The sequence below is a fragment of the Billgrantia hypersalina genome (assembly GCF_052584175.1).
In genome coordinates this window covers 42151-65882 of the sequence record NZ_JBMIQI010000010.1, presented here as the reverse complement: position 1 = coordinate 65882, position 23732 = coordinate 42151, and the positions used below count along the sequence as shown (strand labels likewise).

28 protein-coding genes are annotated in these 23732 nt (G+C 66.0%); 22 read left to right on the top strand and 6 right to left on the bottom strand.

From position 1 onward, the window contains the following. The first annotated feature begins 5 nt into the window (after positions 1-5). From ACOJCM_RS06925 to ACOJCM_RS06845, 17 genes are all read left to right on the top strand, one after another. Entirely contained in the window at positions 6-1499 is a 1494-nt protein-coding gene (locus ACOJCM_RS06925; RefSeq protein ID WP_445211338.1) for a tripartite tricarboxylate transporter permease, read from the top strand. 230 nt (positions 1500-1729) lie between these two features. Next, positions 1730-2560, top strand: a complete 831-nt coding sequence (phnC, locus tag ACOJCM_RS06920) for a phosphonate ABC transporter ATP-binding protein (protein WP_445211337.1) — start codon at positions 1730-1732, stop codon at positions 2558-2560. A 35-nt stretch (positions 2561-2595) separates the two neighbouring features. Next, positions 2596-3633 (top strand): phosphonate ABC transporter substrate-binding protein, encoded by a 1038-nt coding sequence (gene phnD / locus ACOJCM_RS06915; protein ID WP_445211336.1) that lies wholly within the window; start codon positions 2596-2598, stop codon positions 3631-3633. 68 nt (positions 3634-3701) lie between these two features. Then, positions 3702-4493: a phosphonate ABC transporter, permease protein PhnE gene (gene phnE, locus ACOJCM_RS06910; RefSeq protein ID WP_445211335.1), complete on the top strand. Its 792-nt coding sequence runs from the start codon at positions 3702-3704 to the stop codon at positions 4491-4493. A 63-nt stretch (positions 4494-4556) separates the two neighbouring features. Continuing rightward, positions 4557-5309, top strand: a complete 753-nt coding sequence (phnF, locus tag ACOJCM_RS06905; RefSeq protein WP_445211334.1) for a phosphonate metabolism transcriptional regulator PhnF — start codon at positions 4557-4559, stop codon at positions 5307-5309. Next, positions 5306-5776, top strand: coding sequence for a phosphonate C-P lyase system protein PhnG (phnG, locus tag ACOJCM_RS06900; RefSeq protein ID WP_445211333.1), 471 nt, complete (start codon positions 5306-5308; stop codon positions 5774-5776). The genes phnF and phnG overlap by 4 nt, the downstream gene beginning before the upstream one ends. Before the next feature lie 2 nt (positions 5777-5778). Then, positions 5779-6375: a phosphonate C-P lyase system protein PhnH gene (gene phnH / locus ACOJCM_RS06895; protein ID WP_445211332.1), complete on the top strand. Its 597-nt coding sequence runs from the start codon at positions 5779-5781 to the stop codon at positions 6373-6375. Beyond that, positions 6375-7481, top strand: a complete 1107-nt coding sequence (locus ACOJCM_RS06890; RefSeq protein ID WP_445211331.1) for a carbon-phosphorus lyase complex subunit PhnI — start codon at positions 6375-6377, stop codon at positions 7479-7481. Before phnH ends, ACOJCM_RS06890 begins: the two co-directional genes overlap by 1 nt. Then, entirely contained in the window at positions 7478-8311 is an 834-nt protein-coding gene (locus ACOJCM_RS06885; protein WP_445211330.1) for an alpha-D-ribose 1-methylphosphonate 5-phosphate C-P-lyase PhnJ, read from the top strand. The genes ACOJCM_RS06890 and ACOJCM_RS06885 overlap by 4 nt, the downstream gene beginning before the upstream one ends. Continuing rightward, complete coding sequence (gene phnK, locus ACOJCM_RS06880) at positions 8308-9171, top strand: phosphonate C-P lyase system protein PhnK (RefSeq protein WP_445211329.1); 864 nt, start codon at positions 8308-8310, stop codon at positions 9169-9171. Before ACOJCM_RS06885 ends, phnK begins: the two co-directional genes overlap by 4 nt. A 14-nt stretch (positions 9172-9185) precedes the next feature. Next, complete coding sequence (gene phnL, locus ACOJCM_RS06875; protein ID WP_445211328.1) at positions 9186-9929, top strand: phosphonate C-P lyase system protein PhnL; 744 nt, start codon at positions 9186-9188, stop codon at positions 9927-9929. Further along, positions 9922-11064: an alpha-D-ribose 1-methylphosphonate 5-triphosphate diphosphatase gene (locus tag ACOJCM_RS06870; RefSeq protein WP_445211327.1), complete on the top strand. Its 1143-nt coding sequence runs from the start codon at positions 9922-9924 to the stop codon at positions 11062-11064. The genes phnL and ACOJCM_RS06870 overlap by 8 nt, the downstream gene beginning before the upstream one ends. Next, positions 11064-11621 carry a phosphonate metabolism protein/1,5-bisphosphokinase (PRPP-forming) PhnN gene (gene phnN / locus ACOJCM_RS06865; RefSeq protein WP_445211326.1) on the top strand — a complete coding sequence of 186 codons (558 nt, stop codon included), beginning with the start codon at positions 11064-11066 and terminating at the stop codon, positions 11619-11621. The genes ACOJCM_RS06870 and phnN overlap by 1 nt, the downstream gene beginning before the upstream one ends. Further along, positions 11618-12403 carry a phosphonate metabolism protein PhnP gene (gene phnP / locus ACOJCM_RS06860; RefSeq protein WP_445211325.1) on the top strand — a complete coding sequence of 262 codons (786 nt, stop codon included), beginning with the start codon at positions 11618-11620 and terminating at the stop codon, positions 12401-12403. The genes phnN and phnP overlap by 4 nt, the downstream gene beginning before the upstream one ends. Positions 12404-12438: 35 nt before the next feature. Further along, positions 12439-13395 carry a glutaminase B gene (glsB, locus tag ACOJCM_RS06855; protein ID WP_445211324.1) on the top strand — a complete coding sequence of 319 codons (957 nt, stop codon included), beginning with the start codon at positions 12439-12441 and terminating at the stop codon, positions 13393-13395. A gap of 115 nt (positions 13396-13510) precedes the next feature. Next, positions 13511-14680 (top strand): zinc-dependent alcohol dehydrogenase, encoded by a 1170-nt coding sequence (locus tag ACOJCM_RS06850; RefSeq protein WP_445211323.1) that lies wholly within the window; start codon positions 13511-13513, stop codon positions 14678-14680. A 42-nt stretch (positions 14681-14722) separates the two neighbouring features. After that, entirely contained in the window at positions 14723-15322 is a 600-nt protein-coding gene (locus ACOJCM_RS06845) for a hypothetical protein (protein ID WP_445211322.1), read from the top strand. 83 nt (positions 15323-15405) lie between these two features. Here the strand turns inward: ACOJCM_RS06845 and ACOJCM_RS06840 are convergent, their stop codons facing one another. Next, complete coding sequence (locus ACOJCM_RS06840; RefSeq protein WP_445211321.1) at positions 15406-15585, bottom strand: hypothetical protein; 180 nt, start codon at positions 15583-15585, stop codon at positions 15406-15408. Positions 15586-15740: 155 nt separating this feature from the next. On the opposite strand from ACOJCM_RS06840, the gene ACOJCM_RS06835 reads away from it, so the two are divergent. Continuing rightward, positions 15741-17078 (top strand): deoxyguanosinetriphosphate triphosphohydrolase, encoded by a 1338-nt coding sequence (locus ACOJCM_RS06835; protein WP_445211320.1) that lies wholly within the window; start codon positions 15741-15743, stop codon positions 17076-17078. Positions 17079-17082: 4 nt separating this feature from the next. After that, positions 17083-17859, top strand: coding sequence for a ribonuclease T2 family protein (locus ACOJCM_RS06830; RefSeq protein WP_445211319.1), 777 nt, complete (start codon positions 17083-17085; stop codon positions 17857-17859). A 7-nt stretch (positions 17860-17866) separates the two neighbouring features. Here the strand turns inward: ACOJCM_RS06830 and ACOJCM_RS06825 are convergent, their stop codons facing one another. Continuing rightward, positions 17867-18781 (bottom strand): nuclease-related domain-containing protein, encoded by a 915-nt coding sequence (locus tag ACOJCM_RS06825; protein ID WP_445211318.1) that lies wholly within the window; start codon positions 18779-18781, stop codon positions 17867-17869. 109 nt (positions 18782-18890) lie between these two features. Here ACOJCM_RS06825 and ACOJCM_RS06820 point away from each other — a divergent pair, with 109 nt between their 5' ends. Further along, positions 18891-19760, top strand: coding sequence for an NAD-dependent protein deacetylase (locus ACOJCM_RS06820; RefSeq protein WP_445211317.1), 870 nt, complete (start codon positions 18891-18893; stop codon positions 19758-19760). Here ACOJCM_RS06820 and ACOJCM_RS06815 read toward each other — a convergent pair. From ACOJCM_RS06815 to ACOJCM_RS06805, 3 genes are all read right to left on the bottom strand, one after another. Then, positions 19732-20109, bottom strand: a complete 378-nt coding sequence (locus ACOJCM_RS06815) for a YbaY family lipoprotein (RefSeq protein WP_445211316.1) — start codon at positions 20107-20109, stop codon at positions 19732-19734. The two genes, ACOJCM_RS06820 and ACOJCM_RS06815, sit on opposite strands and share 29 nt — an antisense overlap. Before the next feature lie 13 nt (positions 20110-20122). After that, entirely contained in the window at positions 20123-20500 is a 378-nt protein-coding gene (locus tag ACOJCM_RS06810) for a translation initiation factor Sui1 (RefSeq protein WP_445211315.1), read from the bottom strand. Positions 20501-20576: 76 nt separating this feature from the next. Continuing rightward, positions 20577-21275: an HAD family hydrolase gene (locus ACOJCM_RS06805; RefSeq protein ID WP_445211314.1), complete on the bottom strand. Its 699-nt coding sequence runs from the start codon at positions 21273-21275 to the stop codon at positions 20577-20579. Positions 21276-21734: 459 nt separating this feature from the next. On the opposite strand from ACOJCM_RS06805, the gene ACOJCM_RS06800 reads away from it, so the two are divergent. Both ACOJCM_RS06800 and ACOJCM_RS06795 read left to right on the top strand, forming a co-directional pair. Beyond that, entirely contained in the window at positions 21735-22262 is a 528-nt protein-coding gene (locus ACOJCM_RS06800; RefSeq protein WP_445211313.1) for a hypothetical protein, read from the top strand. A 368-nt stretch (positions 22263-22630) separates the two neighbouring features. After that, positions 22631-23005 (top strand): hypothetical protein, encoded by a 375-nt coding sequence (locus ACOJCM_RS06795; protein ID WP_445211312.1) that lies wholly within the window; start codon positions 22631-22633, stop codon positions 23003-23005. A gap of 98 nt (positions 23006-23103) precedes the next feature. Here the strand turns inward: ACOJCM_RS06795 and ACOJCM_RS06790 are convergent, their stop codons facing one another. After that, positions 23104-23679, bottom strand: coding sequence for a COG4315 family predicted lipoprotein (locus ACOJCM_RS06790; protein WP_445211311.1), 576 nt, complete (start codon positions 23677-23679; stop codon positions 23104-23106). Between the last annotated feature and the right edge of the window lie 53 nt (positions 23680-23732).

Here is a 23732-nt window from a genome sequence, read left to right as displayed (position 1 = left end):
TCGCGATGGATATTTTGGCCTATCTCGCCCAGGGGTTCGCCGTGGCGCTCGAACCCCAGCATCTCTTCCTGGCCCTCATCGGTTGTGCCGTAGGCACGCTGATGGGTGCGCTGCCCGGCCTGGGGCCGGTCAACGGCGTGGCGCTGATGATACCGCTGGCCTTCAACTTCGGCCTGGCGCCGACGGCGGCGCTGATCCTGCTGGTCAGCATCTACTACGGCTGCATGTATGGCGGGCGCATCAGTTCGATCCTGCTCAATATCCCCGGCGACGAGCCGGCGGTGATGACCACGCTCGACGGCTACCCCATGGCACTCAAGGGGCGCGGCGGCGAGGCGCTGGGCCTCTCCGGCGTGGCCTCGTTCGTCGGTGCCACCGTGGCGACCATCGGGCTCACCCTTTTCGCACCGTTGCTGGTGGGTTTCGCCATTCGCTTCGGCCCGGCCGAATACTTCGCGCTGTTCGTGCTCGCCTTCGCCACCATTGGCGGCGTCACCAGCGGCAGCCTGGTGAAAAGCTTCCTCGCTGCCTGCCTGGGCCTGCTGCTGGGCACCGTGGGCATCGACTCGGTGAGCAGCGTGCCGCGTTACACGTTCGGCTGGTACGAGCTCTACGACGGCATCGACTTCATCGTTGCCCTGGTGGGGCTGTTCGCCATTTCGGAATGCCTGGTGTTTCTCGAGGACGTGCGCGGCAGCGACAAGCCGACGCTCAAGGTCGGTTCGGCGGTGCCCGGGATCCGCAGCGCCTGGAGGTGTGCGCCGACCATCGGGCGCAGCTCGTTCATCGGCTTCGTCGCCGGCGTGCTGCCGGGTGCCGGCGCGGCGCTCGGCAGCTTTCTCTCCTACACCCTGGAGCGCCGCTGGCTTGGGCGTCGCGGCACGTTCGGCCAGGGCGATCCGCGCGGCGTGGCGGCGCCGGAGGCGGGCAACAATGCCGCCGCGGGCGGTTCGCTGATCCCCATGCTCTCGCTGGGCATTCCCGGCAGCGGCACCACGGCGATCCTGTTGGCGCTGCTGCTGTCGATGAACATCACACCCGGGCCGCTGCTGTTCTCGCAGCAGCCGGACATGGTCTGGGGCCTGGTGGCGGCGCTTTTTATCGGCAACGTGATGCTGCTGATTCTCAATATCCCGCTGGTGGGGCTGTTCGCCAAGGTATTGCAGGCGCCTGGCTGGTTTCTGATGCCGATGGTGGTGATGGTGGCCTTCGTCGGCGTCTACACGCTGAGCAACAGCGCCTTCGACCTCTACATGATGCTGGCCTTCGGCGTGCTCGGCTACGTGCTGCGCAAGCTCGAGATGCCGGCCGTACCGGTGGTGCTCGGGCTGCTGCTGGGTGGCCAGATGGAGTACAACATGCGCCGCGCCATGTCGCTCTCGGGCGGCGACTGGAGCATCCTGTGGAACAGCGGTATTACCGTGGGCATCTACGCCTTCGCCGTCACCCTTATCGTCGCCGGACTGGTCTACAGCTGGATGATGCGGCAGCGGGGTTGATGGACTCGCCATACGTCGTGCGCTTGCTGTTGCCGTGACACTGCGATGGCATTGCCATGACAGTCGCGCTTTCTCTCGCGGCAAGCGCTTGTTTCATAAGTCGTGGCATGCCGCCTGCCCCTTCCTGGCCGGCCCAGGGGAGGGGTAAATGTCACCGAATCGTTATTGTCTAGACAACTTCCCTTAACCTCACCCCGCGACACTGATGCCATCCGCAAAAGGAGGGCATCATGTCAACCACCCGCATCGCCGTCGAGCGGCTCAGCAAGAGCTTCGGCCAGACCCACGTACTCCATGAGGTCGGCTTCGAGATCGAGGCCGGCGAGATGGTGGCCCTGATCGGGCCGTCCGGTTCGGGCAAGTCCACGCTGCTGCGTCACCTGGTGGGGCTCACCTCCGCCAACCGTCATGCCGGTAGCCGCGTCCGTCTCATGGATCGCGACATCCAGCGGGATGGCCGCTTGCTGCGCGGCTCGCGCGCCCAGCGCTGCCGCTGCGGCTATATCTTCCAGCAGTTCAATCTCGTTGGCCGCCTCAGCGTGCTGACCAACGTGCTCGTCGGCCGCCTGGGCTCGATGCCGCGTTGGCGGGCATTGCTCGGCCGCTTCACCGAGGAGGAGCGCCTCCGGGCGCGCCAGGCACTGGCCCGTGTCGGCCTGGCCGAACTCGCCGAACAACGTGCCAACACCCTTTCCGGCGGCCAGATGCAGCGGGTGGCCATCGCCCGCGTGCTGATGCAGGACGCCGACGTGATCTTTGCCGACGAACCCATCGCCTCGCTCGACCCGCGCAGTGCGCGTGAAGTCATGGACATCCTCAAGCGCATCAATGTCGAGGATGGCCGCACCGTGCTCGTTTCCCTGCACCAGGTCGATTACGCCCGCCGCTACTGCACACGGGCCATCGCGCTCAAGCAGGGGCGCCTCTACTACGACGGCCAGACCGAAGGCCTTACCGAGACGCGGCTCCAAGCGCTCTACGAGAACGCCGGCCTGGACGCCCGCCCGGCATCGCCGAAGCCCGTGGCGACACCGATCGCCCTTGGCGCCGCTGCCAGCTGAACCCGCACCACACGCCACAACCGAGGAATATCGTCATGACCCCGACCCTTCGTCGCCTCACCCTACCGCTGATCGCCGGCCTTGGCCTGCTCGGCAGCCAGTTCGCCGCCGCCGAGGAAGAGATCGATACCCTGCGCTTCGGCATCATTTCCACCGAGGCCAGCCAGAACCAGGAGCCGCTGTGGCGCCCGTTCCTCGAGGACATGGCCGAGAGCCTCGGTGTCGAGGTGGAGCCGTTCTTCGCCAACGACTATGCCGCAGTGATCCAGGCCATGCGTTTCGACAAGGTCGACCTCGCCTGGTACGGCAACAAGTCGGCCATGGAGGCGGTGGATCGCGCCGGTGGCGAGATCTTCGCCCAGACCGTGCCCGACAACGGGGAGCCGGGCTACTGGAGCCTGCTCATCGTGCACAAGGATAGCCCCCTGGAGAGCGTCGAGGATGTGCTGGCCAACGCCTCCGAGCTGACCTTCGGCAACGGCGACCCCAACTCCACCTCCGGCTTCCTGGTGCCGAGCTACTACGTCTTCGCCCAGAACGGCGTCGAGGCCAGCGAGATCTTCAAGCGTACCCTCAACTCCAACCACGAAACCAATGCGCTGTCGGTGGCCAACCGCCAGGTGGACGTCGCGACCTTCAATACCGAAAGCATGGAGCGGCTGGAGCTTGCCCACCCCGACAAGGCCGAGCAGCTCAAGGTGATCTGGCAGTCGCCGCTGATCCCGTCCGACCCGCTGGTATGGCGCGAGGACCTGCCCGAATCGATGAAGACCCGGCTGCGTGACTTCATCATGAGCTACGGCGAGACCGAAGAGCAGCGCGAGAAGATTGCGCCGCTGCAGTGGGCGCGCCTGATAGCCTCCGACAACGATCAGTTGCTGCCCATCCGCCAGCTCGAGCTGTTCAAGCAGCGTGCCCAGCTTGCCGCCGACGACTCCCTCGATGCCGCCGACAAGGAGCGCCGACTGGCCGAGCTCGACGCTCAACTCGACGACCTCGACGAGCGACTGAAGGCCCGCGAGGCCGCTCAGGCCGAAGACGAGGCGGGCCTGACCACCGCCATGGCCCAGTAAACGGGCCGCATGCCGCGACGCCAATCGAGTGCCGAGGGGCCAGCACGGCCCCTCTCCGGAGAATCTTCATGACCGCAACGACTCCCACGCTGGCCAATGCCCCGGCCAAGCGCAGCTGGATCAACCTGCTCGGCTGGGCCGGCGCCCTGGGCGTGCTGGCCTGGGCCTGGCACGGCACCGAGATGAATCCCGGCGCGTTGGTCGCCAACGCCGGCAACATGGCCGAGCTTGCCGCCGACTTCTTCCCTCCGGCGTACGGCAACCTGGGCCGGTACATCGATCAGATGCTGGTGACCATCCAGATCGCCATCTGGGGCACACTGCTGGCGATCGTATGCGCCATTCCCTGCAGCCTGTTGTCGTCCGAAAACCTGGTGCCCTGGTGGGTCTACCAGCCCATGCGTCGCCTCATGGACGCCTGTCGCGCCATCAACGAGCTGGTCTTCGCCATGCTCTTCGTGGTTGCCGTTGGGCTCGGCCCCTTCGCCGGCACCCTGGCGCTGTTCGTTCACACCACCGGCGTGCTCGCCAAGCTCTTCTCCGAGGCCGTCGAGGCCAGTGAGGCCGGCCCCATGGAAGGTATCCGCGTTACCGGCGCCGGACGCATCGAGGAGATCGTCTTCGGCCTGATTCCCCAGGTGCTACCGCTATGGATTTCGGTGAGCCTTTACCGCTTCGAGTCGAACATTCGCTCGGCCACCGTGCTCGGCATGGTCGGCGGCGGCGGCATCGGCGTGGCGCTGTGGGAAACCATGCGCGGTTTCCAGTACGCCGAAACCGCCACGATCATGCTGGTCATCATCGTTGCGGTCACCGTGCTGGACATGGCTTCCCAGACCGTACGCAAGCGCTTCATCTAGTAGGGAAGCCGGCCGCGCCAGCGGCCCCTTTCCTCGGCACTGCGCTTATTTGCTGGAGCTGACATGTCTAGACAACTCGTCAAGGAACCGCTCGACAGGCCGCCTCGCTACCGCGAAATGGCCGACACCCTGGCGCGCGAGATCCGCAGTGACTACACCCCCGGCGAGTTGCTGCCCGCGGAGTCCGCATTGGCGCAACGCTTCGGGGTCAATCGCCACACCGTACGTCGCGCTCTCGACGAGCTGGTGGCCGCCGGGATGGTGACCCGCCACCAGGGGCGTGGCACCCAGGTCGTCGATCGGCGCCTCGATTACGCCATCAACGCCGCCAGCAAAGTGACCCATAACCTGGCGAACCTGGGCATCGCGACCCAGACCGCCTGCCTGGCGCAGGGGCTGCAGGTGCCGCCCGAGGCCATTGCCCAGCGCTTTGGGCTGCGTCCCGGTGCACCGCTGCTGTGCGTCGACACGTTGCGTCGTGTCGACGGCGCGCCGCTGATGCTGCTGCGCCACTGGTTCGACGCCGAGCGGGTGCCGGGCTGGGAACGGCGCTATCGCGGCGGCTCCACCCGCGCCGTGCTCGACCAGTACTACGGCTTGCAGCTCAGCCGGCGGCGCGTGCGCATCGAGGCGGACAGCGCCACACGTGACGATACGCGGCAACTCCAGTGCCCGCTCAACGCACCGCTGCTGTTGTTGACGAGCGATAACGTCGACCGCGACGGCACCCTGGTCGAAATCTCGATCAGCCGCGCCCGTGCCGACCGCTTCGCCTACCACATCGATTTCGCTTCCACCGACGAGGTGCACTCATGACTCACTTGCACGACCCGGGCAGGCCGCAGGCGCGACGTCAGCGCGTGCTGGCGCTGTCGCCCCGCGAGCAGATCGAGACGCGCTGGGCCACGCTCGGCATTCGTGTCGCCCATAGCTGCATTCGCGGCCCCGAGACCGGCATGGCCATGCTGCGCGGACGAATGGGCGGCACCGGTCGCGCCTTCAATCTCGGCGAGATGACCCTGACCCGGGCCAGCGTCGCGCTCGACGCCGAGTCGCCCGCTGCCGGTGCCCTCGGGCACGGCTGGGTGAGAGGGCGCGACCATCGCCATGCCGAGTTGATTGCACTGGTCGACGCCTGCGCCCAATACGAGGCCTGGGCCCGGCGTATCGACAGCGAACTGATCGCGCCGTTGGAGGAGGCCCTCGAGGCACGGCGTGCCGAGGCGGCACGCGAGACGGCCGCTACCCGCGTCGATTTCTTCACCCTGGTGAGAGGGGAATGAACATGCCCTGGCCGACCCTGAACGACCCCGTCCATGACAGCCAGCGGCTGTTTCGCCAGCTACTCGCGGCGATGAGCGAGCCTGGCACGGTACACACCCTGGAGGCACCGACTCCCCCGGAAGGCGAGATCGGCACCGCGCTATGGGGCACGCTGCTGACCCTATGCGATCTCGACGTCCGGGTGTGGCTCGCGCCGGCGCTGGACAGTGCCGCCCTGCGCGAGGCGCTGGCCTTCCACACCGGCTGCCGCCTGGTGGCCGCGCCGGAGCAGGCCGACTTCGCCCTGGTCACGCCGGCCGCGCTGCGCGACGGACCCGATTTTGCACAGGGCAGCGACGAGTATCCCGACCGCAGCACCACGCTTCTGGTCGCGCTCGACACCCTCGGCACCGGTGACGGCGCAGGCGGCAGCTGGCGGCTCAGCGGGCCGGGAATCCCGAACCAGCGGACCCTGAACGTGGGGGAGAGCGCTCGCCCGCTGATGCGGCGACTCACCGCCAATCGAGAGAGTTTTCCACGCGGCCTCGATGCCATCCTCGCCTGCGACGGGCGACTCGCCGCGCTGCCGCGTACCACCCGTCTCGAGGAGGTCGCCTGATGTACGTAGCCGTCAAGGGGGGCGAGCGCGCCATCGCCAACGCCCATCGTCTGCTGGCCGACCGTCGACGCGGCGACCACGAGCGCGCCGAGCTGGAGGTGGACCAGATCCGGGAGCAGCTGCGCCTGGCCGTCGACCGCGTCATGGCCGAGGCCTCGCTCTACGACCCGGAGCTCGCCGCACTTGCCATCAAGCAGGCCAGCGGCGACATGATCGAAGCGGTGTTCCTGCTGCGCGCCTATCGCACCACGTTGCCGCGCCTGGCAGTGAGCGAGCCGCTGGACACCGGTGCCATGCGCATCGAACGGCGCATCAGCGCCGCCTACAAGGATATTCCCGGCGGCCAGGTGCTGGGGCCGACCTACGACTACACCCACCGTCTGCTCGATTTCATGCTGCTCGCCGAAGGCGAGACGCCTGCGCCCGAGCGTGCCGAGCAGGGGCTGGATGCCTGCCCCCAGATCCTCGAGCTGCTCGATGCCGAGGGGCTGATCGAGCGCGAGCGCGACGACGGTGCCGAGCCCAGCGACATCACCCGCGATCCGCCCGACTACCCGGTCGACCGCGCCACCCGGCTGCAGATGCTGGCGCGCGGCGACGAGGGCTACCTGCTGGCGCTGGGCTACTCCACCCAGCGCGGCTACGGGCGTAACCACCCTTTCGCCGGCGAGATCCGCCTGGGCCAGGTGGAGGTGGAGATCTTCGTCGAGGAGTGGGGCGAGGCGGTGTGCGTCGGCGAGATAGCGCTCAGCGAGTGCCAGATGATCAACCAGTTCGGCGGTTCCCGCGAGGCGGCGCCGCAGTTCACGCGCGGCTACGGCCTGGCCTTCGGCCATAGCGAGCGCAAGGCCCTGGCCATGGCGCTGGTCGACCGTGCGCTGCGCGCCGAGGAACTGGGCGAAGAGGTCCAGGGCCCGGCCCAGCAGGCCGAGTTTGTGCTGGCACACGCCGACAGTGTCGAGGCCTCGGGCTTCGTCTCGCACCTCAAGCTGCCTCACTACGTCGATTTCCAGTCGGAGCTCGAATTGTTGCGTCGCCTGCGCCGTGAACACGAGCGCCGCAGGGGCGATACGGGTGCTGGCGCCCAAGCGGAGGATTCGCCATGAACGGTTACAATTTCGCCTATCTCGACGAACAGACCAAGCGCATGATTCGCCGCGCGCTGCTCAAGGCGGTGGCCATTCCCGGCTACCAGGTGCCTTTCGGCGGTCGCGAGATGCCCATGCCCTACGGCTGGGGTACCGGCGGCATGCAGCTTACCGCCAGCATCCTCGGCGCCGACGACGTGCTCAAGGTGATCGACCAGGGCGCCGACGACACCACCAACGCGGTCAGCATCCGGGCCTTCTTCGAACGCGTTGCCGGGGTCGAGACCACCACGGCGACGGCGGCCGCCAGCGTGATCCAGACCCGTCATCGCATTCCCGAGACGCCGCTCGAACCGGGCCAGATCCTGGTCTTCCAGGTGCCGATTCCCGAACCGCTGCGCTTCATCGAGCCCAGCGAGCAGGAGACTCGCGTGATGCATGCCCTGGAAGAGTACGGGGTGATGCACGTCAAGCTCTACGAGGACATCGCCCGGCATGGCCACATCGCCACCACCTACGCCTATCCGGTGAAGGTCGACGGCCGCTACGTGATGGATCCCTCGCCGATCCCCAAGTTCGACAACCCCAAGCTCGACATGAGCCCGGCGCTGATGCTGTTTGGCGCCGGTCGCGAAAAGCGGCTCTATGCCATCCCGCCCCACACCCGGGTGGAGAGTCTCGATTTCGAGGATCACCCTTTCGAGGTGCAGCGCTGGAACGAACGCTGCGCCATGTGCGGCAGCGCCGAGAGCTTCCTCGACGAGGTGATCACCGACGATGCCGGCGGACGCATGTTCGTCTGCTCCGATACCGATTATTGCGAACGCCGCCGCGAGGAGAGCGCATGAGCCGTCTCGATCTTCCTGGTCCCGGCTGCCCGGGTCCAGCACTCAGCCCCGAGTTGCAACGAACGCTGCGTTGCCCCGACCTGGCACGCCCCGTCCTGCTCGACGTGCAGGAGGTCACCCGCCTCTACGGCCCCGGCAAGGGCTGCGAGGCGATCGATTTTCGGCTGCACGCCGGCGAGGTGCTGGGCATCGTAGGCGAGTCCGGCTCCGGCAAGTCGACCCTGCTGCGGGTGCTCGCCGGGTTGGAGGCGCCGGATGCCGGGCGCGTGGTCTATCACCGGCCAGGCGATGCCGAGGAGACCGACCTCTATGCCATCGGCGAGGCGCGACGCCGCGCGCTGCTGCGCCTGGAGTGGGGACTGGTGCACCAGAATCCGCGTGATGGCCTGCGCATGGGCGTTTCGGCAGGGGCCAACGTGGGTGAGCGGCTGATAGCGCTGGGCCAGCGCCACTATGGTCGGCTGCGCACCGCCGGCCAGGATTGGATGACCCAGGTGGAGCTCGATCCCGCGCGCATCGACGACGCGCCGCGCACCTTCTCCGGGGGCATGCAGCAGCGCCTGCAGATCGCTCGCACCTTGGTCACCCGGCCGCGGCTGGTCTTCATGGACGAACCCACCGGCGGGCTCGACGTCTCGGTGCAGGCACGCCTGCTCGACATGCTGCGCACCCTGGTACGCCAGCTCGGGCTCTCGGTGGTACTGGTGACCCACGACCTCGCCGTGGCGCGCCTGCTCGCGCACCGCCTGCTGGTGATGCGCCGTGGCCGGGTGGTGGAAGCCGGCCTCACCGACCAGATCCTCGACGACCCGCAGCATGCCTACACCCAGCTGCTGGTGTCGTCGGTGCTGACCCCGTGACCGAGGAGACGACCATGACCCCGATTCTCACCGTCGATGGCCTCGGCAAGGGCTTCGTGCTGCATGGGCAAGGCGGGCTAGCGCTTTCGGTCATGCGCGACCTCTCGCTCGAACTCCGCCGTGGCGAATGCCTGGTGCTGGCCGGCCCCAGCGGCATTGGCAAGAGCACGCTGCTCAAGATTCTCTACGGCAACTACCTGCCCGGCCAAGGTTGCATTCGCCTGCATTTCGATGATGCAACGCTGTCACTTACCGAATTGCCGGCTCACGCCTGGCACGCCCTGCGCCGTGATGTGATCGGCTATGTCAGTCAGTTCCTGCGGGTGGTGCCGCGTGTCTCGACCTGCGAGGTGGTGATGGAGCCCCTGCTGGCGCGCGGCGCCGATGCCGCCGACGCCCGCATTCGGGCCGAGACGCTGCTGGCCCGGCTCAACCTGCCCGAGCGCCTCTGGTCGCTGCCGCCGGGCACCTTCTCGGGGGGCGAGCAGCAGCGCGTCAACATTGCTCGCGGCTTCATCGGCGAACACCCGCTGCTGCTGCTCGACGAGCCCACCGCCTCACTGGATGCCGCCAACCGTGCGGTGGTGGTCGAGCTGATCCATGAGGCCAAGGCGCGCGGTACCGCCATGCTCGGCATCTTTCACGACGAGGACGTGCGCGATCGCGTTGCCGACCGCCTGCTGCCGCTCGAGCGCTTCATGGGCAATCCGGCCCGGAGCGAGGCAAGCCCGCTTTCCCAGGAGAACGACCATGAGTGAACAGATCCTCACCCGCGTCCGGCTGGTGCTCGACGACGAGGTCGTGGCGGGCAGCCTGGTGATCCGCGACGGCCGGATTGCCGAACTGGATACCGCCCCGAGCCGCCACCCCGCCGCCATCGACTGCGACGGTAGCTACCTGCTGCCGGGTCTGGTCGAGCTGCACACCGACAACATGGAGAAATACTTCCAGCCGCGGCCCAAGGTAAGCTGGCCGGCACGCCAGGCGGCCCTGGCGCACGACGCGCAAATGGCGTCGAGCGGCATCACCACGGTATTCGATGCCGTGGCCATCGGCGACGTCAACAAGCAGAGCATGCGTCATCAGGCACTTGCCGAGATGTGTCGGGCGATCGACGACATCGTCGATGCAGGTCTCGCGCGGGTCGACCATCGCCTGCACCTGCGCTGCGAGGTCAGCCAGGCCGAAACGCTTGCGCGCTTCCGCGAGCTCGCCGACCTGCCGCGGCTGGGCCTGGTGTCGCTGATGGACCATACCCCGGGGCAGCGTCAGTTCGTCTCTTACGAGGCCTACAGTACCTACTACCAGGGCAAGTACGGCCTGAGCGATAGCGAGCTGGAAACGTTCGTCGCACAGCAGCGGGCCAGCAGCGCCCGCCACAGCGCCCAGCACCGGCGTGCCATCGCCGCCGAGTGCCAGGCCCGCGGGCTGGCGCTGGCCAGCCACGACGACGCCACACTGGAACACGTCGCCGAGAGCCGCGAGTACGGCACCCGCGTCGCCGAGTTTCCGACCACCCTCGAGGCGGCCGAGGCCTCGCACCGCGCCGGCATGGCGGTCATGATGGGCGCGCCCAACGTAGTACGCGGCGGCTCGCATTCCGGCAACATTGCCGCCGCCGAGCTGGTCGAGCGAGGGGTGCTGGATGTGCTCTCTTCCGATTACTATCCTTCGGCGCTGCTCGATGCCGTGTTCCGCATCGCGCGCATGGAAGATGGCTACGCGTTACCGCGGGCCGTGGCCACGGCCACGCGGCTGCCCGCCGAGGCGGTGGGGCTCACCGACCGCGGCCGCCTCGCCCCCGGGCTGCGCGCCGACCTGATTCGGGTGCGGCTGTGCGACGACCATCCGCTGGTCGAGCGGGTCTGGTCGGCCGGCAGGCAGGTGCACTGATGGCCACTGTCGAGGCGGGTCGGTTGGTGTACGTGATGGGTGCCAGCGGCGTGGGCAAGGACAGCCTGCTGCGTGCCGCTCGGCGCCGGCATCCGCAGTGGCCGGTAGCGCACCGCTATATCACCCGGACGAGCGGCGACAGCGAGGACTGCGTGAGCTTGAGCCGCGAAGAGTTCGCCTGGCGTCGCCAGGCGGGGCTGTTCTGTCTCGACTGGCGGGCCCATGGGCTGGAGTACGCCCTGGGGCTCGAGGTGGAGGCCTGGCTCGAGCGGGGCCTGACGGTATTGGTCAATGGCAGCCGGGATGCGCTGGCGCTGGCCGAGACGCGCTTCGGCGAACGGCTGCGGCCGGTGCTGGTCACGGCGCGCCCCGAGGCGCTGCGGGAACGCCTGGCGGCCCGTGGCCGCGAGAACCCCACCGAGATCGAGGCGCGGTTGGCGCGCCATCGGCGCCTGAGCCATGCCTGCCCCGAGGTGCATCGGCTCGATAACAGCGGTGCCTTGGCAGCAACCGTGGCGGCGCTTGACGCTTGGCTCGCCGGGGAGTGCGTCTCATGAAGCTGCGCTTCGTCGGTACCGGTGACAGCGCTCAGGTGCCGTGCTTCGGCTGTCACTGCGCGGCATGCGAGCGGGCCCGGGTGCTGAGCTGCCATCGACGCGGGCCCTGCTGCGCCGAAGTGAGCGTGGATGGCCAGCGCTACCTGCTCGACGCCGGGCGCACGGACCTGGCCGAGAGCTGCGAGCGGAAGCGCCCTGAAGCCATCCTGCTTACGCATTACCATGCCGACCACGTCCAGGGGCTGTTCCATCTGCGCTGGGGTATCGGCGAGCCGATCCCGGTCTACGGGCCCAAGGATGCCCAGGGCTGTGCCGACCTCTACAAGCATGCCGGCGTGCTTGCCTTCCAGCCCGGGCTCAAGCCGTTTCGCCCCCTGCGACTGGAAGGGTGCGAGGTCATACCGGTGCCGCTCATTCACAGCAAGCCGACGCTCGGTTACTGCCTGGACGACGGCGGGGCGCGGCTGGCCTACCTCACCGACACTTGCGGCCTGCCGGCCGAGACCGAGCGGTTCCTGCGGGGCTGGCAGCCCGATGCGGTAGTGCTCGATGCTACTCACCCGGCCAGTCACGCCGAGCCGCGCAATCACAACAGCGTGGCGATGGCATTGGAGATCATCGAGCGGCTGGCGCCGCGCCGGGCATGGCTGACGCACCTGAGCCATGCCGTGGATGCCGAGCACATGAGGGTGCACCTGGCGCTGCCGCCCCACGTGGCGCTGGCCCGGGACGGGCTCGAACTCGACCTCGACCTTTGCGCGGACCTGGCCCGGCTTGCCTAGACTGAGCGATACATGCCCCAGTACCGCGAGGCCCCGTGCTCGATATCGATACGCCCCAACCCATCTCACGCGACACTCTGCAGGCCCTGCTCGAGCGCCTGGCCGCCGATGCGCCACGCTGCTTCGGCGAGGGCCGGGTGGCCAGCTATATCCCGGCGCTGGCCGAGGTCGAACCCGACCGCTTCGGCATTGCCGTATGCCATACCGACGGCAGCGTGCAGTACGCCGGTAGCGCCGAGACGCGCTTCTCGATCCAGTCGATCTCCAAGGCGCACGCACTGGTGCTGGCCATGCAGCGCCTTGCACCCGAGGCGATCTGGCACCGGGTGGGCCGCGAGCCTTCCGGTCAAGCCTTCAATTCCATCGTCCAGCTCGAAGTGGAGAAGGGCGTACCGCGCAATCCCTTCATCAACGCCGGCGCCCTGATGGTCACGGATATGCTGGTCTCGGACCTGTTCCTGCCCCAGCAGACCCTGCTCGAGCATGTCAGGTATGTGAGTGCCACGCCGGACGTCGAGTTTGACGAGACCGTGGCACGCTCGGAGATGGACCACAAGGCGCACAATGCAGCCCTCGCCTACCTGATGCAGGCCTACGGCAACATCCACAACGACGTGGAAGTCGTGCTGGATGTCTATTTCCATGGCTGTGCGCTGTCGATGAGCTGCGTGGAGCTGGCGAAGAGCTTCGCCTTCCTGGCCAACCACGGCATCAGTCCGTTCGATGGCCGGCCGGTGCTGTCACCGGTTCAGACGCGCCAGCTCAATGCGCTGCTGCTGACTTGCGGGCTCTACGACGCCGCGGGCGATTTCGCCTGGCGTGTGGGATTACCGGGCAAGAGCGGCGTCGGCGGGGGCATCGTCGCCGTCTTGCCCCGGCGCATGAGCATCTGCGTCTGGTCGCCGCGGCTCGACGGCTACGGCAACTCGATAGCGGGGCGACATGCTCTCGAAGGGCTGGTGGCGGGGCTGAACGTGACGCCCCTGGGTTGACCTGCGGGAAAAGGTCAGTAACCGAGCCACCAAACTCGCTTACCTGCGGCCGGCCGTGGCTGCACTATGGTGAGTGAAGGTCATTCGCTTTCGCTGACAGACAGGGAGAGAGTCCATGAAAGCGCTGTGTTGGCACGGCAAGAACGATATCCGTTACGAAACGGTTCCCGACCCGCAGATCGAACATCCCCGCGACGCCATCATCAACGTCAGCAGCTGCGCCATCTGCGGCTCCGACCTCCACCTGTTCCATCACTTCATTCCCGCCATGGAATCGGGCGATGTGGTGGGTCATGAGTTCATGGGCGAGGTCATGGAGGTCGGCTCCGAGACGCGGGATCTCAAGGTCGGCGATCGCGTCGTGGTGCCCTTCACCATCACCTGCGGCGAGTGCGAGCAGTGTCGTCGCGGCAATTTTTCCCTCTGCGAGCGCTCCAATCGCAACAAGGCGCTGGCCGATAAGGTCTTCGGCCATGCCGGTGCCGGGCTGTTCGGCTACTCGCACCTTACCGGCGGCTATGCCGGCGGCCAGGCGGAGTACGTACGGGTACCGTTTGCCGATCAGACCCACGTCAAGGTACCCGATAGCTTGACCGACGAGCAGGTGCTGTTCCTCGGCGACATCTTTCCCACGGGCTGGCAGGCGGCGGTGCAGTGCGGCATCGAGCCGACCGACACGGTGGCCATATGGGGCGCGGGCCCCGTCGGCCAGTTCTGCGTGCGCAGTGCCGTGCTGCTGGGCGCCGAGCAGGTGGTGATCATCGACAACGTACCCGAGCGCTTGGCCATGGCCGAGGCCGGCGGGGCGATCGCGATCAATTTCGACGAGGAGAGCGTGCTCGACCGCCTGCAGGAGCTGACCCAGGGCAAGGGCCCCGAGAAGTGCATCGACGCGGTGGGGCTGGAGTCCCACGTGCCGCGCTCCATCGATTCGGTCTACGACCGCTTCAAGCAGGCCATGATGCTGGAAAACGATCGTGCCCACGTGCTGCGTGAAATGATCTACGTCTGCCGCCCGGGCGGAATTCTGTCGATTCCCGGCGTCTACGGCGGCCTGATCGACAAGGTGCCCATGGGTCCGCTGATGAACAAGGCACTGACCATGCGCACCGGCCAGACCCACGTCAAGCGCTGGACCGATGACCTGCTGGGCCTGATCGAAGAAGGGCAGATCGATCCCTCCTTCGTGGTGACGCACAGCGCTGGGCTGGATCAAGGGCCCGACATGTACAACACCTTCCGCGACAAGCAGGACGGCTGCGTGAAGGTCGTGCTCAAGCCCTGAGCGGCTGCGAGCGGACAAGCGTGAACGGACAAGGAGGTGAACATGAATCTCGATCGTAGCCATTCCCTACAACCCAGCGACAGGTTGGCGCGGGGGCTCGGCTGGCTGGGCATCGGGCTGGGGCTCTACCAGCTGCTGGCGCCGCGCAGCGTGACGCGAGCGCTGGGTGTCGAAGGCGCGGAGGCCATCGTGCGCACCTGCGGGGCGCGTGGCCTTGTCACGGGCATCGGTGCTCTGACCGTCAATCCGAAGCAGGCCCTCTGGGCGCGCAGTGCTGGCGACGTCATGGACCTTGCTGCGCTGCTGGCGCTGCTGACCGACCGCGATCACCCCAAGCGCAGCAACGTCAAGCTGGCGCTCGTGGCGGTGGGGGCGAGTACCGCGGCGAGCCTCTACTGCGCCCAGGCGCAGACCCGGCGTCATGCCTACCAGGGCGGGCGTACGCCCGACTACAGCGGACGCAGCGGTTTCCCACAGGGCTTGGAGCAGGCCCGTGGTGCCGCGGCGCGCAGCGGCGGGCTATCCTCGCGCCCCGCGGCCCTGCCTTCGCCGGCGCGCTCACCGGGCCCGCGGCTACAGGCCTCTTCGCCGCGCCATGTCGATACCGGCGGCTACCGCAAGGGTAGCGACTACGATTACTGAGGCAGGCGAGTCGCGCAGTAAACGCGCAAAGCAAAAAGGCCGAACCCGTCATGGGTTCGGCCTTTTTGTGGGTTCGGCCTTTTTCAGCCCCCGCCGATCCCCTCGACGACATAACCGGAGCCGCCACACTCGGGGCAGGTGCGGTTCTCGATCTTGCCGTCGCCCTTGCACTTGGGGCATACGTTCTGCCCAGTGCCGGGAGTCCCGGGGGGCGCCTCATCGCCCGGCTGCTCGGGCCGGGTTGCGTCGGGTTTGTCTGCCATGTCTGCCTCCTTGCGATCGGGTGGCTTCCCTCCTGAAGGGAAGGGTACCCTGACAAGTTAGGCACCCTTCCCCGGTGGCGACAAGCGAAGCGGTATTGGCGACGATGGTCACGCCTCCCTGGCAGTGCCAGAATGGAGCCTTCAGGAGGATGCCCATGACGCAGATGCACTGGCCGCAATTGCTCGACCCTTCGCGGCTGCACGGAAAACCCACCAGCGGCCGCGACGAGATCGGCCGTAGTCCGTTTCACAAGGATCACGACCGCATCGTCTTCTCCGGCTCGTTTCGGCGCTTGGGGCGCAAGACCCAAGTACACCCCCTGACCGACAACGATCACATCCACACGCGCCTGACCCACTCCCTGGAGGTGGGCTGCGTGGGACGCAGCCTGGGGATGATCGTCGGCGAGCTGCTGCGCGAGCGGCTGCCGAGCTGGATCACCCCCGCCGATCTTGGCGTGATCGTCCAGGCGGCCTGCCTCGGGCACGACATCGGCAACCCCCCCTTCGGCCATGCCGGCGAATACGCTATCCGCGACTGGTTCAAGCGCGCCGAACGTGATGGCAGCGGGCTGCTCGAAGGGCTGACCGAGCGCGAGCGGGCCGACCTGCTCACCTACGAGGGCAACGCCCAGGGCTTTCGCATCGTCACCCAGATCGAATACAACCAGTTTCGCGGTGGCATGCGCCTGACCGCGGCGACCCTGGGTACCCTGCTCAAGTACCCCTGGACCGTGGAGCACGGGGGCGGTGCCGGCAAGTTCGGCTGCTACCAGTCGGAGCGGCCGATGCTCGAGGACGTGACCCGTTGCCTGGGGCTATTGCCGCGTGGAGAAGGGCGCTGGTGCCGGCATCCGTTGGCCTGGCTGGTCGAAGCGGCCGACGACATCTGCTATGCGCTGCTGGATCTCGAGGACGGCCTGGAGATGGGCATCCTGCGCTTCGAGGAGGTGGCCGACGTGCTGCTGCAGATCGCCGGCGACGCCCCGCCCGACTATCCTCGCATGGCCCGCGACGGCGTTTCGCAGCGCCGCCGTATCGCCGCACTGCGTGGCGCCGCCATGGAGCGTGCGGTCAACGACGTGGGAGCCGTGTTCGTCGAGCACGAGAGCGCGCTACTCAACGGCACCTTGACCTCCGATCTGCTCGAACTCTGCCACCCCGACCTGGGCTGGGGCGTGGCGGCGGCCAAGCAGCTGGCCCGCGAACGCATCTTCCAGAACGAGCGCAAGGCCAAGCTGGAGATCGGCGCCTACACCACGCTCGGCATCCTGCTCGAGGCCTTCATCGGTGCCGCCCACGAGCTGCACTACACCGGCCAGGCCAGCTTCAAGCACCAGCGGGTGCTGGCGCTCATCGGGGAGAATACCCCGCGCCCCTCCTGGCCGCTCTACGACAGCTACCGGCGCATGCTCGACTTTATTGGTGGCATGACCGATCACTACGCCGTGGACCTGGCCCAGGAAATGGGCGGCCGCCTCAGGGGGGACTGAAGGGATGAGCGCGTGGCTTCGAGGCTTCTGGGGTACGCTGGCACTGCTGGTGATGACCTCCACGGCACCCGCCGATACGGCCTTGGAACGGCTGGAGGCCGAGGGCTTCGATCACTTTACCCTGGCCCTGACCTGGCATCCGGGTTTTTGTGACTCGCAGCGCCAACCGCCGCGGGAGTGCCGCGAACCGTCGCTGCGGGAAGGGGCCGGGCAAGGCTTCGTGCTGCACGGTCTGTGGCCTTCGCTCCCGGAGCGCTTCGCCGAGCAAGGCGTCGACCGCCGGCGCTGGTGGCAGAAGGGGTGCTTTCTCGAGCGACCGCGGGCCGACGGCAGCTTCTGTCGTGCCCATCCGCCCCTCGGCCTGGAGGAAACCTTGGCCGACAGCCTGGATGAGGCCATGCCGGGGCGGGCCAGTTGCCTCGACCGCTATCAATATGCCAAGCATGCGGCCTGCCTGGAATTGCCTGAAGAGGATTACTTCGCCGCTTCGGTGACACTGCTGGAAATCGTCAACGCGAGCGCTTTTGGCGCCTTCGTGACACTCAACCAAGGCGGGGAGGTCAATCGCAACGACGTGATCGCGGCGTTCGAGGCCGCCTTCGGTGAAGGTACTGGCCGTGCGTTGCGCCTGGAATGCCGTGGGCGCGGCAATCGTATCCTGACGGAGGTGCGCATCGGTATCGACTCACAGCGCCTGGATGATTTCCCGGCCCGCGACACTCTGGTGCCCCAGGATCGCGGACGCTGCGCCACTCGGCTCCATATCGCCGCCTTCGACTGAAGGGCGTTCAGATCGAGGGTTCGCTCAGCGTCGGATTCCTGTCCAGCTCCGCGGCACGATCGATCAACGCCGAGATCACCTCGTCATGCAGGGTGTCGCCCAGGTCGCCTAGGCGGCGCTCGCTGAGCTGCTGCGAAAGGGATTCGCCGCTGACGACCATCAGGCCCTCCGGCGTGCCGGCACAGGTGATGTCCCAGCCGGGCAGGGCGAGCACGCCCATGACCGGCACCGGCTGGCCGCAGCGCTGCTCCAGCCAGGCGGCCAGCCAGCGTGTGGCGCGCAGGGTCTTGGTCAGCGGGCGATGTTCGCTCCAGCCGGGGAAGCGCAATCGCTCCGGCTCGACGGTGACGATGTTGATCTCGCGTCCATCCGCAGTGAACGGCCATGTCCTGGCGCGTGTCTCAACCGCGAAGACGCCATGGGGCGTGACGGCCACGTGGTCGATGATATCGGTGTCGGTCGGCACATCGTGAAAGACATAGTAGGGATGGGCCTCGGGGCGCACCATGCGCTCCAGCTCCTGGCCCACGGCCAGCTCGCAAGCGAGCCCCAGCTTGATGCGACGGATGTGCTGGAAATCGCGAATCAGCAGGAAGCAGTAAACCAGCACCAGTACCGTGCTTAGCGCGCCGTAGAGTGCCCACTCGAGCCAGTTCTGACGGCTGGCGAAGAGCATGCGGCCCATTCCGTAGACCAGCGGTGCCAAGGTCAGGATGGGGCCCAAGGCGCCGTTGAGGAACAGCGTGGCGAAGGCCCGGTCGAGCCGATTGCGCAGGGCCTGGCCGGGTTCGCGCAGATGGCGGGCGTTGAACGGTGAGCGAACCCGGGCGTCATGCAGGTTGCGCAAGGCAATGACGATGACGGCCATGGCCCCCAGCGGGAACAGGAAGATGAGGGGTAGCAGGTACTCCAGCCAGGCCATGGGGTCCGTCCTTGCCGGTAAGCGTCACATAAGCAGTACATTCTAGACAAACCGAGGCGCCTAGGGCCATCTTCAACGGTCACGTGCACCGCAGCATGACGGATAGACGATGAACGATACACGACAGCCAGCCGTGACAGAAGCGGCCGAGCGATTGCGTGATTTTCTGAGGTGCCATCCACGCCTGGCCGTGCTCACCGGGGCGGGTGTCAGCACCGATAGCGGCATTCCCGATTACCGCGATGCCACGGGGGCCTGGAAGAGCGCCCCGCCCATGCAGCATCAGCAATTCATGTCCAGTCACGCCGCCAGGCAGCGTTATTGGGCGCGCGCCCTGGTGGGGTTCCGTGCCCTGCACGGGGCGCGACCCGGCGATGCGCATCGCGCCCTGGCGAGGTTGGAGCAGGCCGGCGTCGTCCATGGCATCGTCACACAGAATGTCGATGGGCTGCACCAGAAGGCCGGCTCACGGCGCGTGATCGACCTGCACGGCCGCGCCGAGCAGGTACGCTGCATGGCGTGTGGCGCCCTGCGCATGCGCCATGACCTGCATGCGGAACTGGCCGAGCGCAATCCCGAGTGGGGGGATACGGAAGCCGAGGTGCGTCCCGATGGTGACGCCGACCTCGAAACCGACTTCTCTTCGTTCGTGGTCCCCGGCTGTTGCCGTTGCGGCGAGGGGATCTGGAAGCCGGACGTGGTGTTCTTCGGCGACAGCGTGCCACGGGATCGGGTTTCACGGGCGCGGGCCCTGGTCGACGAGGCGGAAGCGCTGCTGGTGGTAGGAAGCTCCCTGATGGTCTATTCCGGCTTCCGATTCGCGCGCCAGGCCGACGCCAGCGGCAAGCCGATCGCCTGTCTCAACCTGGGACGCACACGCGCCGATGCGCTCTATGCGCTCAAGCTCGAGGCGCCGATAGGGGAGGTGCTCGCAGCGGTGGCTGCTGGATTCACTGACGTGGGACGAGCGGCAGGCTGACGGGAGACCCTTCCTCGGTCGGCATTGCGACCGGCTCCGGCGAGGCATGGGTCAAAGTGCCCTGCTGGCGCAGCTCGGCCGACAGCTGAGGAGAGCGAGCCGTTTCCAGGGTGCGCTGGTCGATGCGCAGCGTAACCGGCCAAGGCCCGCTTCCGCTCGGGGTGGCACGGGTTTCCGCCAAGGGGCCGTCGGCGTCGCGCAACTGTACCTGGAGCTCGGCGTCCGCACTGGGCTGAAGTCCCGCAGGGGGCTCGACCCGAGCGTTGAGTTCCGTGAATTCAGGTGTGCCGGCACAGCCGGCCAGGACCAGCAGTCCCAGCATGCCGATGCCGAGTCGTCTCGGTCGCATGACTTCTCCTCGTTCAGCCGCCTGACAGCTTGACGGTGTAGCCGAGTCGCTCGAGCTCGGCCTTGAGCAGTTCCCGATGATCACCCTGGATCTCGATGACGCCCTCGCTGTTTATCGAGCCACCGGTTCCGCAGCGCTTCTTCAGCGTCTTTGCCAGCGCCTTCAGTTCTGCGGCGGGCAAGGGAACGCCGCTGATGGTGGTCACTCCCTTACCCTTGCGCCCACTGGTCTCACGGCGTATCCGTACGATGCCGTCGAGCGCAGCGAGGCGGTCCTGCTCGGCCAACTCGGCACAGCGGCAGTCGCGTTGCGGCTGGCGGCAGTCCGGGCAGATGTCGCCATGTTCGGTCGAATAGACCAAGCCGCGCAGCTGGTCCTGCAATGAAGCCATGAAGCGCTCCTGGCGTGTTAGTCGGCGCAGGGAATGATAACGTCTCGCGGAAGGCTCTGCCTACCGCCGCTCGGGCTCAGCGGCCGAACAGGACCTGGCGGTTCTCCCTGGCTCGGGCATGAGCCAGGTTTTCGATCACCGTGGGCAATTGATACATGCTACTGATCATGATCGCCCCCTCGGGGGTCTCCTCGGCATCGGGAAAGCGGTTCAGGTGAATGACCGTCATGCTGGCATCCAGCGCGGCTTTCACACCCACCAGGGCATCGTCGACGGCAATACAGTCCTCGGGATCGAAGCCCATCGCCTGCGCAGCATGCAGATAGAGACGGGGGTCGGGTTTCCAGCAGTTGGCGGTATAGCCGCTATAGAGATGGCTGCCGAAGAAGTCGGCAAAGCCGATAGTTTTCAATGAGGTACGAATCTTGTTCTCGGGGCCGTTGGAAACCACGCCGCATGGGTAATCGATCAATGCCATGAGGGCTTCGCGCGCTCCCGTGATGGCCGAGAGCTCGGTCTCGAGCCGACGGTTCAAATTGCTGCGCATCTCGGCCTCCGTCGCGGCCAGGTGCATCGGGTCGACGCTGCCATGACGCCCCTCCAGCACTGCCACGATATTGCGGAAACGGCTGCCACGAAACTCCCCGACATAATCGCTGGCCTGGAAGGGCAGCCCCAGCCGGGTCAGGCTGGCCGCCATTTCGTCGGCCAGCAGGGGCTCGCTGTCAACCAGCGTGCCGTCACAATCGAAAAGCAGGCATAAGGGGCGAACCATACCAATCTTCCTTCGCAGTCTCGTGACTGTCGAACAGTGCCGTACCTCTTCTATCGGCATGCAGGCCTTGAAGTTTAGGCCGCTCTATGTTTGAAAACGCTGTTTCCTAAGTATTGCGCGTTAGGGTTCCGCTTTCAAGTCTGTCGGACCGTCGGGTTCGTCGCCTGTTACGAGGCCGTAAAGCGGCCGTGATTTGGCTGCCTATAACAGACCCATGTGCCAGATATCACCACCTTTCGTGGACCCTCAGTGCGCTCAGGGGGAAGTCTGGAGATAGAATAAGTAGTTGAATATAATGCCATTTAATAAAAGTTGGCAGGTGTTGGCCCACCTGGTGCAACAGTCAGGGTGAGTAGGACATGCCGGTCGAAATCGAGCAAAGGTTGCTAACCGGTATGACACGCGAAGCTTCGGCTTCACATAAGGAAATTCACGTTCAACTCCTTTGGAGGTGCGAACATGATGTCCAAGGAATTTCTCAAGAAACTCGGCATTGTCGGTATCACTTTCGGCCTGACTGCCAGCCCGCTGGCCCTTGCCGATTTCCATGACGAAGAGGATGAAGGCGCCGTTCCGCAGGAATCTGCTCCGGGTGCTGACGCTGGTGCGGATACCCAGATGGGTACTGAGGCTGGGGCCGATACCGGCATCGATGCCGGCTCCGATACCGGCGACAGCGGCCTGGGTACTGATGCGGACACTGACGTCGGTGCCGATGCTAATACTGACATGGGTGTTGGCTCGGATTCAGAGGCAGGCACCGCCATGGGTACCGATGATACGGGCACCAATGCAGGCGGCGCCGATACTGGCATCGAAGCCGGATCTGAAACGGGCGACAGCGGCCTGGGCACCGATGCTGATGCCGGCGTAGATGCTGAAGCTGAAGGCGACGCAGGCTTCAACGACGATTCCGCCAGCGAGTGGGAAGAAGAGAACGAAGAGGAAGAGTGGGAAGAGGAACAGGATGACGACCAGGATTGGTAAGTACTGATACCCAAGGACGGGTAGTCGCTGACAAGGAAGTTAGTGACGTCATCTGAAGGCTGACCCGATCAGCCGCCTCGAACCGCCCCCGGCCATGCCCGGGGGCGGTTTTCGTTTTACCGGGGCGTCAGACCGGGGCACGGTCATTTTGTGCTCATGTGACATTTTTCTCCACTTGTCTGACGCATCCCAGCGGCGCCCTGGCCAGGGTGGTTTCTTATAACTTCATATTTTTAAACGGATTTAAATTCGAAGAGTCAGATTGGCCTGCATTTCGCTCTAGCCTAAGTGCTGTCGGAATCCTCACGATGCGATTTCGGTACACCACTTCAGGAAAGCAAGTTCAAACTTCAGTTGGAGGTACGAACATGATGTCCAAGGAATTCCTCAAGAAGCTCGGCGTTGTCGGTATCACTTTTGGCCTGTCTGCGAGCCCGCTGGTCCTGGCCGATTTCCATGACGAGGAAGAGGACCAGGAAACCTATCCGGAAGAGACCGCTCCGGAGACTAACGGCAGCGCTCAGGGTGGCGTCGACTTCGATACCGTAGAGTACGAGAACGAAGAGGAAGAGTGGACCACTGACGAAGAGTGGGAAGAGGAGAACGAAGAGGAAGAGTGGACCACTGACGAAGAGTGGGAAGAGGAGAACGAAGAGGAAGAGTGGACCGCTGACGACGAGTGGGAAGAAGAGAACGAAGAAGAAGAGTGGGAAGAGGACACCGAAGCCGACCAGGATTGGTAATGGCCTAGGCTCCTTGAGCCCTCGTAAGACCGCCCCCGGCCATGCCGGGGGCGGTTTCGTTTTGGCCGGTGCATCCTCCTATTGACCCGGCGGTCAGATCAGGAATCAGCCGGTTCGGCCTGTTGCGGCGGGGCATCCTCGAGGATCTCTCCGTCGGGAGAGATCAGGTACCAGTGTCCGCCCAGGTGGTCGAGCCCTTGGCCCAGCGCGTCGCCGGGGTAGACGTCTCGGGCGAAGTAGTAGAGTGGCCAGCCGTCATACGTAACCTGAAGTGTCTCGTCCTCTCGCTCGATGACTCCGAGTCGATCTGCATCTACCTCTTCGCCGGCGATGGGGGGCTCCTCAGTGGCGTAGGGCGGCCAGGCAATAGCGCAGCTCTCGTCGCAGGTGCTGTAATCACCGCCCTGCTCATCCTGCATGAAAACGTAGAGACTCTTGCCGTCCTGGTTGGTCAGGTAGCGTCCGTAGGCTTCCTGTTCGGCGACTTCGAGGCGGGCCTGACCGCTAGGGTCGGAGGTAGGCTCCAACTGTTGCTCCGATTCCTCGGGGCTCATGCCTTCGACCTGTTGCGGATTGTCGTCTCCACCGGTTTCGGTGGTTTCCGGCCCGGCGAGCGCCGGAGCGGTGACGAGCGCCGCCACCAGAAAGCTGCTTGTCAGCGCACTTGGCATCATGTCGACCTCTCCTTGTCAGGTGCCTGGATCACTCTAGGTAACGTCGCGAGAAC